Origin of the sequence: Accumulibacter sp., assembly GCF_036625195.1 — a bacterium.
In the GTDB taxonomy this organism is placed as follows: Bacteria; Pseudomonadota; Gammaproteobacteria; order Burkholderiales; family Rhodocyclaceae; genus Accumulibacter.
Window position 1 is genome coordinate 3,415,378 of the sequence record NZ_JAZKUG010000001.1, and the last position, 16,143, is coordinate 3,431,520.

The following is a 16,143-nucleotide window of genomic DNA, read 5'->3' on the forward strand; positions in this document are numbered from 1 at the left end:
CAGGCTGCCGGCAGCCGGATGGCTGCCGGCAGCGGCCGGTCTACCAGCGGCGGATCTTGATCACGTGCGCCATCTTGGTATCCGGCGCCAGCTCGACATAGGCGGTCGGGCCGCTCCACCGATAACGCTCGTCGGACAGCAGGTCATGCGCCTGGTACTGCTCGCCGGCCTCGATGCCGAATGTGGCGAGCGGAATGTGCAGCACCGAGCCGTGCTTGTGGAAGGGGTCGAGGTTGACGACGCAGATGATGATGTCCGAGCGATCGTCGGTCATCTTGGCGTAAGCGAGGATCTGCGGGTTGTCGGCACCCAGGAAGAGAACGTTGTTGTAGCTCTGCAGCGCCGGTGAGTCGCGGCGGATCCGGTTGAGGCGCGTGATGATGTCGATGATGTTGCCCGGCGCCTTCCAGTCACGCACGCGGATCTCGTATTTCTCCGAGTCGAGGTACTCCTCCTTGCCCGGAATGGCTTCGTTCTCGCACAGCTCGTAGCCGCTGTAGATGCCATAGACGCTCGACAGCGTTGCTGCCAGCACGACGCGCATGATGAACGCCGGGCGACCGCCGAATTGCAGGATCGGCGGCAGGATGTCCGGCGTGTTGGCGAAGAAGTTGCCGGTGAAGTACTCCTTCATCTCACCGCAGGTCAGCTCGCTGACGTACTCGGTCAGGTCATGCTTGTGGTTGCGCCAGGTGAAGTAGGTGTAGGACTGGGCGAAACCCACTTTCGCCAGCAGGCGCATCATCTTCGGCTTGGTGAAGGCTTCAGCGAGGAAGATGACCTCCGGATGTTTGCGGTGCACCTCGGCGATCACCCACTCCCAGAACGGCACGGGCTTGGTGTGCGGGTTGTCGACGCGGAATGTGGTGACGCCCTTGTCGACCCAGAAGAGGAAGATCTTCAGCATTTCCTGCCACAGTCCGGCACGGTCCGTGGTGCTGAAGTTGAGCGGGTAGACGTCCTGGTACTTCTTCGGCGGGTTCTCGGCATACTTGATCGAGCCGTCGGGCCGATGGAAAAACCAATCCGGGTGCTCGGCGACGTACGGATGGTCGGGTGAGCAGTTCATGACGTAGTCGAGGGCGATCTCGATTCCGAGTTCGCGGCAGGTGGCGACGAACTGGTCCCAATCAGCCCAGGTACCGAGCTGCGGCTCGAGCGCCATGTGGCCGCCGTTTTCGTTGCCGATCGCCCACGGGCTGCCGACGTCTCCCGGAACCGCGACCAGGCTGTTGTTCTTGCCCTTGCGGAAGCTGTGTCCGATCGGGTGGATCGGTGGCAGATAGACGACATCGAAGCCCATCGCCTTGATCTCGCGCAGGCGACGAATGCTGTCCTGCAGCGTGCCATGACGGTAGGGCATGCTGCCCTGCGAGCGGGGGAAGAACTCGTACCAGGCGGCGAAGCGGGTAACCGGGCGATTGACCATGATCTTCAGCGGCGGATCGAGCTCGTAGCCCTCGCTGCGGTCGGGGCAGCTCGCCATCAGGCTGCGCATGACGGCACCGATGCCGAGGTCGATCGCGCCCTGCTGCTCGCCGACGGCGAGCGCACTCTCCATCGCCGTCAGCAGGCCATTGATGCGGGTCCGTGTGGCGGCCGGCGCAAGCGTGGCTGAGGTTCTGATGATCTGCAGTCCTTCGAGGAGCTCGCTGTTCAGGTTGGCGCCAGGGACGTTCTTCTTGCCGATCTCGTCGACCCAGGACAGGTAGCGCTCGGCGTAGGCCTCGATGGTGTACTCCCAACAGCCGATCGCGCCGACGGTGAAATCGCCATACCAGCGGTCGTTGTCGCCCTGGGCCATCGGGCTCTCATGCCAGCGCTTCTCACCGACCCGGCGTACCTTGAGCATCGCCGCCAGCTTGTCGTGGCCCTCCTTGTAGATGTCCGCGCTGACGGCGACCTTCTCGCCGATGACGCGCTTGATGGGGAAGCGGCCGCCCTGGACTTGCGGCTCGACCGCCTCGATGATCACGCGGGGGTAGTTCTCGGGAACCATCATGCTGCTCCTGAATCCTGTACCGTTCTTGCCGGCAGGAAAAGACTCAAAACAGGACGGGCTCTGCAGGCTCGTCCATCCATGCCGGCGCGCGGGCGTACCGGGCGCCGGATGCGGAGCGGCGCAACCGGACGAGCGGATCACGGTCCGTCCCGGCGATGCGGCCGCCCGCAGCGAAAATCATTTCAGCAGCGAATCGTAGAGCCGCTTCGTCTGCTGCGCGATGCTCGTCCAGCTGAAGACCTCACGCGCGCGCCTCTGGCCCGCCGCAGCCATCGACTCGGCGAGTTCCGGGTCGTCGAGGACCTTGTTGATCGCGGCCGCGAGGTCGCGGGAAAAGAGGTCCGGATTGACCGGCTCGAACGGTGCCACGTGCAGCTGCTCGAGTGGCACGAGGAAACCGGTGACCCCGTCGATGACGACTTCCTTGATGCCGCCGACGGCGCTTGCGACAACCGCCGTGCGGCAGGCCATCGCCTCGAGGTTGATGATCCCGAACGGCTCGTAGATCGACGGGCAGCAGAAGACGGTGGCGTGCGAGTAAAGCTGGATCGCCTCTTCCTTGCTGACCATTTCCTGAATCCAGACGACGTTGGTGAAACCCTCCTGGCGAACACGCTTGATCGCCATCTCCATCTCGTGCAGCACCTCCTTGGTGTCGGCGGCACCGGCACAGAGGACGATCTGCGCATCGCGGTTGATGTGGTGGATCGCATTGACCAGATGGACGATCCCCTTCTGGCGGGTGATGCGGCCGACGAAGAGGACGATCGGCTTGCCGGGGTCGACACCATACTTCTCGAGCGCCGTCGTCTCGTCGGTCGGGTGGTACTGGTCGACGTTGATGCCGTTGTAGATTACCGAGATCTTTGCCGGATCGATGTCGAAATGCTCGAGGATGTCCTGCCTCGTTCCCTCGGAGACGGCGATCACGGCGTCCGCCATCTCGAGGGAGGTCTTCTCGATCCATGACGACATGTCGTAACCGCAGCCGAGCTGTTCCCGTTTCCACGGCCGCAGCGGCTCAAGCGAATGCACCGTGTGCACCAGCGGGATGCCATAGAGGGTCTTGGCGAGAATTCCGCCGAGGTGTGCGTACCACGTGTGCACGTGCACAATGTCGGCATCGACCTGCTCGCTGAGGGTCTCGAGATTCGCCTCGAAAGTGTCGAGCGCACCGCTGAGCTTCTTGTCGACGTGGGCAAAGCTGCCCTTGCCGAAAGGAAAGCCCTTGACGCGCACGCCGTCGACCACAGTGTCCTGGTCGCCAAAGGAGCGGACTTCGACATGCATCAGTCTGGCCAGTTCGCCAGACAGATACTCGACGTGAACACCGGCTCCGCCGTAAACGTACGGAGGGTACTCTCGCGTCAATAGCAGTACTTTCATCGCGGTACTTTCCATGATGGATTTGGGGGTCTGGCGCGCCGCCGGCGCGTCGTTGGAAGGCCCTGACATTGTATCGGGAAAGCCCGCTGCCGGCCAGAATCGGCGCGCTTTCTGTTGCGACGCAACAGCGGTCGCCGCGCCGGATCGGCCGCGCGAATGGAACATCCATCCGCCGCAGGCGACGTCGGCAGCGAGGACGGGTAGAATACGTGCGATGAATCTGCTGGCCATCGAGACGTCCACCGAGTCGGGCTCCGTCGCCCTCTGGTCCAACGGCACTCTGCTGCGACGCAGTTGCCCGGCTGGTCCGGCGCATTCGCAGACTCTGCTGCCATTGCTCGGCAGCGCCTTGCAGGAAGCCGGGCTCGCTTGCAGCGACCTGCACGGGATCGCCTTCGCCGCGGGTCCGGGTTCGTTCACTGGCCTGCGCGTCGCCTGTGGTGTCGCGCAGGGACTGGCTGTGGCGCACGCCCTGCCGGTGATTGCCGTCGGAACGCTCGAGGCGATGGCATTGGCGAGCGGTGGCGAGCGCGTGATCGTTCTCCTCGACGCGCGCATGGGCGAGGTATACCATGGCCGTTTCGTCGCCGGCGACGAAACCCTGACGACCGCTGTCTGCCACCCCGGCGAGTTGCCGCTTCCCGATACGGGTGGCTGGCTCGCCTGCGGCAACGGCCTCGTCGCCCATCCGGTGTTGCGACAGCGGCTGTCGGCGCGCGTGTGCGACTGGTTGCCCGAACTGCTTCCGGATGCCGGAGCGGTCGCCCGCCTGGCGGCGCCGCGACTGGCGCGGGGCGAGGGGGTGGATGCGGCAGCGGTCGCGCCTCGCTATGTGCGCAACAAGGTCGCGCTGACGGTCGCTGAACGTCTGGCAAGCGGGGGCAGGGCTTGAGCGCCGTGCTCGTGCCGCGCGTCGAGATGTTCCCTCTCGGTCATCACGATGTCGACGAGATGCTCGCGATCGAGGAGGGCGTCTTTCCCTATCCTTGGACGCGTGGCAACTTCGTCGATTCGATCGACAGTGGCTACAGCGCCTGGGGCTGCCGTGTAGCTGGCGAGCTGGTCGGCTACTTCGTGTTGATGATCGCCGTGGACGAGGCGCACCTGCTCAACATCGGCGTGCTCGCGAAGCGACAGCGGATGGGTTTTGGCACGCGGCTGCTGCAGTGCGCGATGAGTGCCGCGCGGCAGGCCGGCGCGAGCGGCCTGCTGCTCGAGGTGCGGCCGTCGAATGAAAGTGCGCTGGCGCTGTACCGGCAGTTCGGCTTTCGGCAGATCGGCTTGCGACGCGACTACTACCCGCTGGCCGATGGACGCGAGGATGCGTTGGTGTTGCGGTGCGGGCTGGACCGGATTCGCGCGTGATGGGTGGCGATCCGCGCCGCCCATTCCTGACGCGCCTGCAACTGCTGCGTGAGATGGGGCTGTCGCCGCTCTGGCGACTGCGATCGCCGAATGCGGACGTGGCGCAGCCGCGGGTGGGCGGTACGGCGGCGGGGTCGGAGGCGGAACCCCGGTCGTCCGGTGAGGCCGCTGTGGCAGCGGCACCAGTGGCCGTGCCGGCAGCAGCGGGCGAGCGGAGCGCGGAGATCGCCAGCATGGGGTGGGAGGAGTTGCGGCAGAGCGCTGCCGCCTGTCGCGCCTGCAATCTCTGCCAGGGGCGCCGGCAGGCCGTGCTGGGTGTCGGTGACCTCGAGGCCGACTGGCTGTTCATCGGCGAAGGCCCGGGGGCGGAGGAAGATGCGCGCGGTGAGCCCTTCGTCGGACCGGCTGGCAAGCTGCTCGATGCGATGCTGGCAGCGATCGACCTGCAGCGCGGCCGGGACGTGTACATCGCCAATGCGGTCAAATGCCGACCGCCCGGCAACCGCACGCCCGAGCCCTCGGAGATCGCCGCCTGCGCACCCTACCTGAGACGACAGATCGTCCTCCTGCAGCCGCGCCTGATCGTGCTGCTGGGCCGCGCGGCGGCGCACGCCGTGCTCGGTGAGGTTGGCTCGCTGGCCAACATGCGCGGACGATCATTCGCTTACAGTTCGCCGACCGGCGGTGAGAACATTCCGGTGGTCGTCAGCTATCATCCGGCCTATCTGTTGCGAACGCTGCACGACAAGGCGCGCGCCTGGGAGGATCTGTGCCGCGCCCGCGCGCTGATGCGGGCCGCCAAGGGGACGGCTGCCGGGCTCGATCGCGCAGCGGGTCCGGATGCCGCGCCGACGCCCTAGCGGCCTGTCGGACTCGACCAAGTCGGCTTCCAACAGGCTGCTAGCCTTCGGCGTAGCGCACCCGCTGCCGCGGCTTGCTCGGGTGCGTCAGGTGGTCGAGCGGCAAGGCGTGCGTCTGCTTGACGGTCTGCAGCGCGATGCTCGTCCGCAGGCGACCGACTCCCGGCAGGCCCAGCAGGCGTTTCATCGTCAGTTCGGCGAAGGCGGCCAGATCGGGAACGACGATGCGCAGCATGTAGTCGGCGTCACCGCTGACGGAATGGCATTCGAGCACTTCGGGAATCGCTGCAACCGCATCCTCAAAGGCTTCGCAGGCCGATTCGCCAGTCGGCTCGAGCATCACCTGCGCGAAGGCCGTGATCGACAGGCCGAGCGCGCCAGGGGCCAGGAGGGCGACGTAACCGGCAATGACCCCGTCCTCCTCGAGGCGCTGGATGCGGCGGCTGATCTGCGAGGGCGAGAGCTTGATCTGTTCGCCGAGGGTCGCGTTGGTGGCGTTCCCTTTTCGCTGCAATGCATCAAGCAGTGCGAGGTCGTAACGATCTATGGTGATTTTTGACATGAAATCGGCCTTGTGTGCACGAAACATGCGCAGTATAGGGCAAACATGCTTTACTGCAAGCACCGGGTCCGCCTGCCGATGCCTTCCTCGAACGTTGCGCAGCGGCAGCCGGTCCCTCGCGGAACGTCCGCTCAGAGGTTGTGAATAAATCTACTGCGCGACCGATCTGCGGCGTTGCTCACTCGCTCACTCCTCGCCTATCCATCTGATATGTCTCGTCGTTCGCTCGCTCGCGCCTGGCATCTCGGCCTGCTCGCGACGATTTCTTCACAACCTCTCAGTGCTTGCCGTCGTCGAGATGGATGACGTCGTCGCGCAGGCGCTGGTTCGCCTCATGCCGCCGCTTGACGAGCCACATCGCAGCGCTGACGAAGAGGCCGAAAAGCGTGATCACGAGATAGATCGACCACTGCGCGCGGATCATCAGGAAGTAGAGGCCGGTCATTGCCAGGATCGACAGGTTTTCGTTGAAATTCTGCACGGCGATCGAGTGTCCCGCACCCATCAGGATGTGGCCGCGGTGCTGCAGCAGTGCATTCATCGGCACGACGAAAAAGCCGGAGAGCGCACCGATCAGGACCAGGAGGGGAACGGCCAGCCAGGTATGCTGGACGAAGTTCATGATCAGGACGATGCCGCCCATGGCGATGCCGAGCGGGATGACGCGCACCGATTTGCGCAGCGTGATCATCCGCGCCGCACCGATTGCGCCGAGCGCCACGCCGATGGCGACGACGCCCTGCAGCATGCTGGATTTCGACAGGTCGAGTTGCAGCGCCGTCTCGGCCCAGCTGATGACGATGAACTGGAGCGTGGCGCCGGCACCCCAGAACAGGGTCGTCACGGCCAGTGAAACCTGTCCCAGGCGGTCGCGCCAGAGAAGGATCAGGCAGTGGTTGAACTCGCGCAGCAGGTACCATGGGTTCTTGTGCAGTGTCCGGTGGTCGACACCGGTATCGGGGACACGCAGATTGAACAGGGCGGCGAGCAGGTAGAAGCCGGCGACGAAGCAGAGCGCCATCTCGCTGACGGTATCGACGCCGGTATCGATCAACGGCAGTTCCCAGCCGAGCAAGCGGTGCGCGACGTCGGGCTGGATCAGCATGCCGCCGACGACGACACCGAGAATGATCGCCCCGACCGTCAGCCCCTCGATCCAACCGTTGGCAACCACCAGCAGGCGGTGCGGCAGGTACTCGGTGAGGATACCGTACTTGGCGGGCGAGTAGGCGGCGGCGCCAAGGCCGACGACCGCGTAGGCGACGAGGGGATGCACGTCCCAGTACATCATCGCGCAGCCCAGGATCTTGATGCCGTTGCTGATGAACATCACGCGCCATTTGGCCATCGAGTCGGCAAATGCGCCGACGAACGCGGCCAGGGCGACGTAGGAAACGGTGAAGAAGGTTTTCAGCAGGGGTTCGTAGGCAGCCGGCGCGTGCATCTCGCGCAGCGCGGCAATGGCAACGATCAGCAGCGCGTTGTCGGCGAGAGCCGAGAAGAACTGCGCTGCCATGATGATGTAAAAACCGAGAGGCATCAGATATTATTAATGCAGCTGTTCCGCGTGTGGGGGCCTTATACCACGAACGGCGGCATTTTGTCGTTTTGTGCGCGGCGACGCTGCAACTTGCGGCGTCGCTTGCCGGACGGACGGCCTGCGCGCTGGCTGGCAGGGCGGTTTTGTGGTTGAATTCGGGCTGCAGCAGAAAGGGGGATAAGGGTGGCTGATCGTCGATTGCAGGTGTTCCACGCGGTGGCGAAGCATCTTTCCTTTACCAAGGCGGGCGAGGCCTTGCACATGACGCAGCCGGCCGTCACCTTCCAGATCAAGCAACTGGAAGAACGCTTCAATACCCGCCTCTTCGAACGGGGCGGAGCCCGCGTCTCGCTGACAGCGGCAGGTGAGGTCGTCCTCGATTACGCCGAACGGATTCTCGGCCTGTCGAACGAGCTCGACATCCGCATCGCCGAAATGACCGGGCAGATGAGCGGCAGCCTGTTGGTCGGTGCGAGCACGACGATCGCCGAGTTCATGCTGCCGCCAATCCTCGGCGAGTTCAACGTCCGCTATCCGCAGGTCCGCGCGCGCCTGACGGTGGCCAACTCGGACGCGATCAACAATGCGGTGGCCGCGCATACACTCGACATCGGGCTGATCGAGTCGAAGACCTCGCATCCCGCCCTGCAATGCGAGGTCTGTGGCGACGATGAACTGCAGGTGGTCTGCACACCGGCGCACCCACTGGCCAGTCGAACCGAGGTCGATGCGCGCACTCTGCTGGCGCATGACTTCATCGCCCGCGAACCGGGTTCGGGAACGCGCGAGGTCACCGACGACTACCTGCGCGCCTGCGGCATCGACCCCGGCAAGCTGAAGACGCTGATGGAGCTGACCAGCCCGGAAGCACTCAAAGGTGTCGTCGCCACCGGCCTCGGTTGCTCGATCCTCTCGCGCGCCAGCTTCGAAAAGGAACGGCAACTCGGCAGTCTCGTCGCCATACCGTTGCGGCCGCCGTTACGGCGGACCCTGTCGCTGGTCTACCCGAAAGAGCGCTTCCGTTCCCGGGTCGTGCTGACCTTCGTCGACTTTGCCAAGGCGAAGCTGCACGAGCTGACGGCCTGATGCCGCGCCCGATCCAGGCCGACGTCGATCTGGCGGCGCTGCGGCACAACTATCTGCTCGCCCGCCGCCGCGCTGCCCGGGGTGGCACCGCTGCGCGGGCCTGGGCGGTGGTCAAGGCGAACGCCTACGGCCATGGGTTGCTGCGTGCCGCGACGGCGCTCGGCGATGTTGCGGACGGCTTTGCCCTGCTCGACATCGACGAGGCGGTGCGCCTGCGTCAGGTGGGGATTCGCCAGCCGATCCTCCTGCTCGAAGGCTTCTTCACTGCCGCCGACCTGGCGGTCTGCAGCGAGCACGGGTTGAGCGTCGTCATTCACTGCCTCGACCAGTTGCAGATGCTGCGGCAGGCACGATTGCCGCGCTGCCCGCCGATCCATCTCAAGCTGAACAGCGGCATGAACCGGCTCGGGCTGGTGGCGCGCCAGCTGCCGGCGGCGCGGGAGCACCTGGCCGCGTTGGCGTGCGCTGGCGGCGCCGGTGAGCTGACCCTGATGACGCATTTCGCCGAGGCCGACGCCGACGGCGGGGAGGCGTGCATCCGCTGGCAGCTCGAGCGTTTTGCCCGCATGCTCGACGACTGGCCGCAGGCCGCCGCCTTGCCGGTCTCGCTCGCCAACTCGGCAGCCATCCTGCGCTACCCGGCCACCGCTCGCGACTGGGTCCGCCCCGGAATCATGCTCTATGGCGGCAGCCCCTTCGCTACCGAGGATGCGGCAAGCCTCGGTCTGCGGCCGGTGATGACGCTGCGCAGCACGATTCTGGCGCTGCAGGAGATCGCTGCCGGCGAGCGCGTCGGCTATGGCGGCACCTTTGTCGCCACGCGACCGACCCGCGTCGGCATCGTTGCCTGCGGTTATGCCGACGGTTATCCGCGGCATGCGCCGGGGGGGACGCCGATCGTCGTCGGCGGACAGCGGACGCAGACGCTTGGGCGGGTGTCGATGGACATGCTGGCCTGCGATTTGACCGATCTGCCGGCTGCCGGGGTCGGCAGCCCGGTGGTGCTGTGGGGTGAGGGCATGCCGGCCGACGAGGTCGCGACGGCAGCCGGCACGATCAGTTACGAGCTGTTCTGCGCACTGGCCCGGCGTGTGCCGGTGCGCAGCGTTGGTGAGGTGGCGCAGGAGTCATCGCGAGCGGGCCGAGCGGAAGGGCGCGAGTGAGCGAACGACGAAACCTGTCGCATCGATGGCCGAGAAGTCAGCGCCTGGGCAAGGCGGCAGACCGGTCACGCAGTGGACCGGGGCGCGATCTCCGTCCATGACACGCGCCGGCGGCACGCAGCAGAAGAGCCAGTTTTGCTGCAACGAGTGCGGCAGCAGCGTTGCCAAGTGGCAGGGCCAGTGCCCGGGTTGCGGGCGGTGGAACACGCTCGTCGAGACCATCGCCAGCGCTGCCCCGCTTGCCGGACAGCGGCGATTCGTCGGGCTGGCGGGCCGCGGCGAGGTGCAGACGCTGGCCGACATCGAGGCACACGAAGAGGAACGGCTGCCCACCGGCATCGGTGAGTTCGACCGCGTCCTCGGTGGCGGGCTGGTCCGCGGTGGGGTCATCCTGATCGGTGGCGATCCGGGAATCGGCAAGAGCACCCTGCTGCTGCAGGCACTCGCCGGTCTGGCGGCGACGGAGGACGTTCTCTACGTCAGTGGCGAGGAGTCGGGACAGCAGATCGCCCTGCGCGCGCGGCGGCTGTCACTGGCTACCGGCACGCTGCGGCTGCTGGCCGAGATCAACCTCGAACGGATCCTGGCGACCCTGCAGTCGGCGCCGCCGCGCGTGGCGGTGATCGACTCGATCCAGACGCTTTGGTCGGAGCAGCTGACTTCCGCACCGGGTTCGGTTGCACAGGTACGCGAATGCGCCGCGCAACTGACCCGGCTGGCCAAACAGACCGGGATCACGGTGATCCTCGTCGGGCATGTGACCAAGGAAGGCGCCATTGCCGGGCCACGCGTGCTCGAGCACATCGTCGACAGCGTGCTCTACTTCGAGGGCGACACCCATTCGAGCTTCCGCCTGATCCGTGCGGTCAAGAATCGCTACGGCGCGGTCAACGAGATCGGTGTCTTCGCGATGACCGATCGCGGCCTGAAGGCGGTGAGCAACCCGTCGGCGATCTTTCTCTCGCAGCACGGATCCGAGGTCGCCGGATCCTGCGTGCTGGTCACCCAGGAAGGCACGCGGCCGCTTCTGGTCGAGGTGCAGGCGCTGGTCGACCAGGCGCACGGCAACCCGCGGCGGCTGACGGTCGGACTCGATGCGCAGCGGCTGTCGATGCTGCTGGCCGTTCTCCATCGCCATGCCGGCATCGTCTGCTTTGATCAGGACGTTTTCGTCAACGCCGTCGGCGGCGTCCGCATCAGCGAACCGGCGGCCGATCTCGCCGTTCTTCTGGCAATCATTTCCTCATTGAAGAACAGGGCGTTGCCGGAGAAACTCGTGGTCTTCGGCGAGGTGGGCCTGGCGGGCGAGATCCGGCCGGCGCCGCGCGGTCAGGAACGGCTGCGTGAGGCGGCGAAACTCGGCTTCACGCGTGCCCTGGTCCCCGAGGCGAACCGGCCACGCCAGGCAATCGCCGGCCTCGAGGTGATGCCCGTGCGGCGGGTCGAGGAAGCGGCGCGGCGACTGCGTGAACTCGATTGAGTCGTCGCCGGAGACGAGTGCCGCCGTCCGCTGCGGCCAACGCGCGTTTGCCGCAGGATCAGCGGCGGCGGTAGAACAGGCCGGCGCCGACGAGGCCGAGCGCGACCAGCGCGAGCCCGTTCGGTTCCGGAATCGAGATCGCGAACGGATTGTTCGCAGACAGCATGATGTTGCCGGGGGCACAGCAGGGATTGCCCGCCTGGCTCACGACCATGCGCAGCGTCCAGTCACCGCCAGCGTCGAACAGCGGCGCGAAGTCGAAGTCGAGGTCGCGCGCTTGCCACTGCCCTGGCATGTTCTTGGCAAGATAGCGGGTACTGCCGACGGTCGTTCCGTTGAGCTCGAAGCTGAACTCGAGCGGCTCGTTGAGGTTGTTCGAGAACCAGGGGGAGGGGGGCATCAGGTTGAGCGTGAGCTGCAGCGAACTGACCTCCGTCAGCCACGGAACCGAGAAGGACTGGCTGGCAGCCTGGCCGACCAGGTAATAACTGCCATTGTCGCCGCCCGAGCCCGGCGCCGTGAACAACCCGCTGTAGCTCAGCCCCGCCGATGCCGGCGCCGCCGACAACAGGGCGGAAGCGAGAAGCGATATGCTGCATGTGCTGTGCCACCACTTGCTGACCATGACCCATCCTCCCGCCCATGTCCGCCAGACCAACGCATCCCGCGGACGGTCCGTGTCGCTTGTCCCGACCGGCGCACTGCCGGCAGCGATCTCGGCGACGTTTCGTCCACTCCCGCCCGGCTCCGGAGCCCGCGGCAGGAACCCCCTCCTGCGCGACCCCATTTGCCAGAATCCCGGAATCATTGTAGCAGGCAGAAGGGTCGCCCGTGACGCAATCGCGCGACTGAACTCGAGTATCCTCGAACGGTCTGAGCGGGTTCTTCCGTTTGGCGCGGTGGCCCGGAGGCCCGGCCTTGCCAAGGCCGTCGCTGTTGCCGGGAGCAGGCGGAGAGCGGCGCGTGCGCAAGGAACCCGTCGCCCACTCGCCAGCCGCTCGCCGCAGCCTCAGGGTTGCCCGAAACGAATCGTGTCATGCAAGTGATCTCCTTTTCCTGGCGCATGCTGCGCCGCGACGCGCGCGGTGGTGAGTTGCGTCTGTTGGCAACGGCGCTGGCGGTAGCCGTCGCCGCGCTGACCGCGGTCGGCTTCTTCGCCGACCGGGTCCGACAGGCGCTCGATCGCGAGTCGCATCAGCTGCTCGGAGCCGATCTCCTGTTGACTGCCGATCAGCCGTGGCCGGCGAACATCGTCGCGCGCGCCCGCGCGCTCGGCCTGCAGGAGGTTGCGACCGTGACCTTCCCGAGCATGGTGACGCATGGCGAGGGCGACGCCCTGCGCGCGCAACTCAGCGAGATCAAGGCCGTCGCTGCCGGCTATCCACTGCGCGGTTCGCTGCGCGTCGCGCCGGCGCTGAATGCAGTCGATGCGCCGGCAGTGGGAATCCCGCCGCCCGGCACGACCTGGATCGACGAACGGCTGGCGTCGGCGCTCGGCGCCGAGGTCGGTGACCGGATCGCTGTCGGACAGACGACGCTGCGGGTGGGCGCAGTGCTGACGCTCGAGCCCGACCGCGGCATCAACTTCTTCAGCGTCGCACCACGCCTGCTGATGAATCTCGACGATCTGCCGGCGACGGCGCTGCTGCAGGTCGGCAGTCGGGTGGCGTACCGCCTGCTGCTGGCTGGTGATCTGCCGCTGGTCAAGCGCTTCCAGCGCGAGATCGAAGGACAGCTGGCACGCGGGCAGCGGGTCGAGGATCCGCAGAACGGGCGTCCCGAAATTCGCAGCGCGCTCGATCGGGCGCAAAAGTTCCTTGGCCTGGCGGCACTGCTGACCGTGGTATTGGCGGCGGTGGCGGTGGCGCTGGCCGCTCGCCGTTACGTGCAGCGCCACCTCGATCCCTGCGCCGTGATGCGCTGCCTCGGCGCGACGCAGGCGCTGTTGTTGCGCCTGCATCTCGGCCAGTTCGCCGTCCTTGGCCTGCTCGCTGCCCTCGGCGGATGTGTCCTCGGCTACGTCGCGCATTTCGCCCTGCATGCGTGGCTGGCACAACTGCTGGCGACACCGCTGCCGTCGCCGGGGCCAATGCCGGCGCTGCAGGGTATCGCCGTCGGTCTGCTGCTGCTCTTCGGCTTCGCCGTACCGCCCTTGCTGCAGCTCAACCGGGTGCCGACCTTGCGCGTCCTGCGCCGTGAACTCGGCAGTCCGCAGGGCGGTACCGTCGTCGGCTACCTGCTGGGTTTCCTGGCTCTGGCCGGACTGATGTTCTGGGTTGCCGGCGAGGTCGAACTGGGTGCCTGGGTGCTCGCCGGCTTCAGCATGGCGATGCTGCTGTTTGCCATCGCGGCACGCATTGCCATCCGGCTGGCAGCAGCGCTGCGCGGCGGTGGCCGTGCGTTCGGCGGGGCAGGGATCGGCTGGCGTTACGGGCTGGCGAGCCTCGAGCGACGGGCGCACGCCAGCGTCGTGCAGATCGTCGCCCTGGCGCTCGGCTTCATGGCCTTGCTCTTGCTGACGGCGGTGCGTGGTGACCTGCTCGATGCCTGGCGGCAGGCGGTGCCGGCGGATGCGCCCAACCGCTTCGTCGTCAACATCCAGCCCGAACAGGTCGAGGCGGTGCGCTCGGCGCTCTTGGCGCAAGGGGTGTCGGCCGAGCTGGCGCCGATGGTGCGCGGCCGGCTGCTGCGCATCAACGGCGCCGAGGTCCGTGCTGCCAACTACACGGACGATCGCGCGCAGCGACTGGTCGAGCGTGAATTCAACCTGTCGATGCGGCCGGACCTGCCCGCCGGCAACAGCCTCGCCGGCGGTCGCTGGTTCCTGCCGGGAGAACTCGCCGGTCGGGCGCAGGAGGCGCCGGCATCGGTCGAGGAGGGGTTGGCGCGGACCCTCGGGTTGGTCGTCGGCGATCGCATCGACTTCGGCGTCGCCGGGGAGATGATCGGCCTGAAGATCGTTGGTTTGCGCAAGGTCAACTGGGACACCATGCGCGTCAACTTCTTCGTCCTGACGCCGCCAGTGGTTCTCGAAGGCCATCCGGCAAGCTGGATCACGAGTTTTCACCTGCCAGCGGAGAGAGCGGACGTGGTCAATCGGCTGGTACGAGATTTCCCGAACCTGACCGTCATCGATGTCGCCGCGATCCTGCGCCAACTGCAGTCGATCATGGAACAGGTGGCGAAGGCGGTGCAGTTCGTCTTCCTGTTCACGCTCGCGGCAGGCGGCATCGTCCTCTATGCCGCGCTCGCTTCAGCAACCGAGGAGCGGCGCTACGAGCTGGCGGTCATGCGCGCGCTGGGTGCCCGGCGCGAACAGTTGCGGCGCGCGCTGCTGGCCGAGTTCGCCGCCATCGGCGCCTTTGCCGGGTTGATCGCCGCCCTCGCAGCGATCGCCGTCGGCCAGTTCCTGGCGCAGCAGGTGTTCCGTTTCGAGGTGGCGGTCGACCTTTGGCTGCTGCCGCTGGCGATCGGTTGTGGTGCCCTGCTGGTGACTGCTGTCGGCTGGTTCGCTGCCGCCCGCCTGCTGCAGAGTGCTCCGCTCGATGCGCTGCGCGCCGGCAGCAGCTAGCTGCCGTGTGCGGCGCGCGGCCGGCCGCCGGGCTGCCGCTGGCGAACGGGCTTCCGGTATCATGTGGCTTGTGACGGGTCGCGCTGGCGGACGGTTGCTGCCGCGTGCCGTCGCTTCTGTCAAACCATTTTCGGGGAGGGTATTTGCGTCATGACCGAGAAGACACTGCTGGTACTGCGGCACGGAAAGTCCGACTGGAGTACCGGCCACGAGGACTTTCACCGGCCGCTGGTCGATCGCGGCCGATTGGGCAGCCAGAAGATGGGTGCTTGGCTCAAGCATCACAAGCTGGTTCCGGATCTCGTCGTCAGCTCGATGGCGGAGCGCGCCCGCGCGACGACGGTGGCCGCCTGCAAGGCGATGGGTTTGCCCCTGAAGACCGTCCGCTGGGACGAGCGGCTCTATGCCGCGCCGGTCGAGGACCTGCTGGCGGCGCTTGCCGACTGTCCGAAGAGCGCACGACGGGTGATGGTCGTCGGTCACAATCCGGGGCTCGAGGATCTGGTCGCTTACCTGAGTCGCGAGCAGCTCGCGGTTCCGGACGATGGCAAACTGCTGCCGACCTCGGCGCTGGCGCGGCTGGAGATGGTCGAGGGCTGGTCGGAGCTGACGCGCGGCTGCGGCCGCCTGATCTCGCTGACGCGGCCGGGTCAGGTACCCGAACCGCCGGTGACCGATGTCGCCGATGAGCCAAACCTGGGTCCGGTGCCGGATTACTTCTTCACCCAGTCGGCGGTGCTGCCGTACCGGCTGGTCGATGGCCAACTCGAGATCATGCTGATCGCGTCGCGCAAGGGCACCCGCTGGGTGGTGCCGAAGGGCGTCAAGGAGCAGGATCTCTCGTTGCGCGATTCAGCTGCCAAGGAGGCGCTGGAGGAAGCCGGTGTGCGCGGCAGCGTCGCCGAGGAGCCGATCGGCAACTACAAGTACAAGAAGTGGGGCGGCGTCTGCGCGGTCACCGTATTCCCGATGGAAGTGACCGAGAGCATCCCGGAAACCGAATGGGAGGAGAGCCACCGCGAACGGCGCTGGGTCGAGCCGAAGGAAGCGAAGCGGCTGCTCGACGAACGCGAGTTGCAGAAGATGGTCGGCAAGCTGGAAAAGGGCGTCGGCAAGGGCTGATGCGGC

At 66.5% G+C, this 16,143-nt stretch carries 13 protein-coding genes; 8 read left to right on the forward strand and 5 right to left on the reverse strand.

Translation table 11 applies throughout. The annotated features are described in order from the left end of the window. Nucleotides 1–40 precede the first annotated feature (40 nt). Nucleotides 41–2,002 (reverse strand): alpha-1,4-glucan--maltose-1-phosphate maltosyltransferase, encoded by a 1,962-nt coding sequence (locus V5B60_RS15075; protein WP_332347808.1) that lies wholly within the window; start codon nucleotides 2,000–2,002, stop codon nucleotides 41–43. Between the two features lie 177 nt (nucleotides 2,003–2,179). Further along, nucleotides 2,180–3,388, reverse strand: coding sequence for a glycogen synthase (gene glgA / locus V5B60_RS15080; protein WP_332347809.1), 1,209 nt, complete (start codon nucleotides 3,386–3,388; stop codon nucleotides 2,180–2,182). Between the two features lie 214 nt (nucleotides 3,389–3,602). Between glgA and tsaB the strand changes: the two genes are divergently transcribed. The 3 genes from tsaB to V5B60_RS15095 are packed head-to-tail and all read left to right on the forward strand — an operon-like array spanning nucleotide 3,603 to nucleotide 5,613. Then, nucleotides 3,603–4,280 (forward strand): tRNA (adenosine(37)-N6)-threonylcarbamoyltransferase complex dimerization subunit type 1 TsaB, encoded by a 678-nt coding sequence (tsaB, locus tag V5B60_RS15085; protein ID WP_332347810.1) that lies wholly within the window; start codon nucleotides 3,603–3,605, stop codon nucleotides 4,278–4,280. Between the two features lie 5 nt (nucleotides 4,281–4,285). Next, the gene (rimI, locus tag V5B60_RS15090) at nucleotides 4,286–4,753 is read left to right on the forward strand and encodes a ribosomal protein S18-alanine N-acetyltransferase (protein ID WP_332350583.1); all 468 of its coding nucleotides are present in this window, start codon (nucleotides 4,286–4,288) and stop codon (nucleotides 4,751–4,753) included. Beyond that, a complete protein-coding gene (locus tag V5B60_RS15095) occupies nucleotides 4,753–5,613 on the forward strand; it encodes a uracil-DNA glycosylase (protein ID WP_332347811.1) in 861 nt (286 codons plus the stop codon). Before rimI ends, V5B60_RS15095 begins: the two co-directional genes overlap by 1 nt. Nucleotides 5,614–5,653: 40 nt before the next feature. On the opposite strand, the gene V5B60_RS15100 is transcribed toward V5B60_RS15095, so the two are convergent. Continuing rightward, nucleotides 5,654–6,175 carry an Lrp/AsnC family transcriptional regulator gene (locus V5B60_RS15100; protein ID WP_332347812.1) on the reverse strand — a complete coding sequence of 174 codons (522 nt, stop codon included), beginning with the start codon at nucleotides 6,173–6,175 and terminating at the stop codon, nucleotides 5,654–5,656. Between the two features lie 277 nt (nucleotides 6,176–6,452). Further along, complete coding sequence (lplT, locus tag V5B60_RS15105; protein WP_332347813.1) at nucleotides 6,453–7,715, reverse strand: lysophospholipid transporter LplT; 1,263 nt, start codon at nucleotides 7,713–7,715, stop codon at nucleotides 6,453–6,455. Between the two features lie 183 nt (nucleotides 7,716–7,898). Between lplT and V5B60_RS15110 the strand changes: the two genes are divergently transcribed. The 3 genes from V5B60_RS15110 to radA all read left to right on the forward strand — a co-directional run bounded on the left by V5B60_RS15110 (nucleotide 7,899) and on the right by radA (nucleotide 11,444). Next, a complete protein-coding gene (locus tag V5B60_RS15110) occupies nucleotides 7,899–8,801 on the forward strand; it encodes a LysR family transcriptional regulator (RefSeq protein ID WP_332347814.1) in 903 nt (300 codons plus the stop codon). Next, a complete protein-coding gene (gene alr, locus V5B60_RS15115; protein ID WP_332347815.1) occupies nucleotides 8,801–9,964 on the forward strand; it encodes an alanine racemase in 1,164 nt (387 codons plus the stop codon). Before V5B60_RS15110 ends, alr begins: the two co-directional genes overlap by 1 nt. A 97-nt stretch (nucleotides 9,965–10,061) precedes the next feature. Further along, nucleotides 10,062–11,444 carry a DNA repair protein RadA gene (radA, locus tag V5B60_RS15120; protein WP_332347816.1) on the forward strand — a complete coding sequence of 461 codons (1,383 nt, stop codon included), beginning with the start codon at nucleotides 10,062–10,064 and terminating at the stop codon, nucleotides 11,442–11,444. Between the two features lie 58 nt (nucleotides 11,445–11,502). Here the strand turns inward: radA and V5B60_RS15125 are convergent, their stop codons facing one another. After that, a complete protein-coding gene (locus tag V5B60_RS15125; RefSeq protein ID WP_332347817.1) occupies nucleotides 11,503–12,069 on the reverse strand; it encodes a PEP-CTERM sorting domain-containing protein in 567 nt (188 codons plus the stop codon). A 411-nt stretch (nucleotides 12,070–12,480) separates the two neighbouring features. Here V5B60_RS15125 and V5B60_RS15130 point away from each other — a divergent pair, with 411 nt between their 5' ends. Next, nucleotides 12,481–15,015: an ABC transporter permease gene (locus tag V5B60_RS15130; protein WP_332347818.1), complete on the forward strand. Its 2,535-nt coding sequence runs from the start codon at nucleotides 12,481–12,483 to the stop codon at nucleotides 15,013–15,015. A gap of 150 nt (nucleotides 15,016–15,165) precedes the next feature. Further along, nucleotides 15,166–16,137, forward strand: coding sequence for a histidine phosphatase family protein (locus V5B60_RS15135; protein WP_332347819.1), 972 nt, complete (start codon nucleotides 15,166–15,168; stop codon nucleotides 16,135–16,137). The last annotated feature ends 6 nt before the right edge of the window (nucleotides 16,138–16,143 follow it).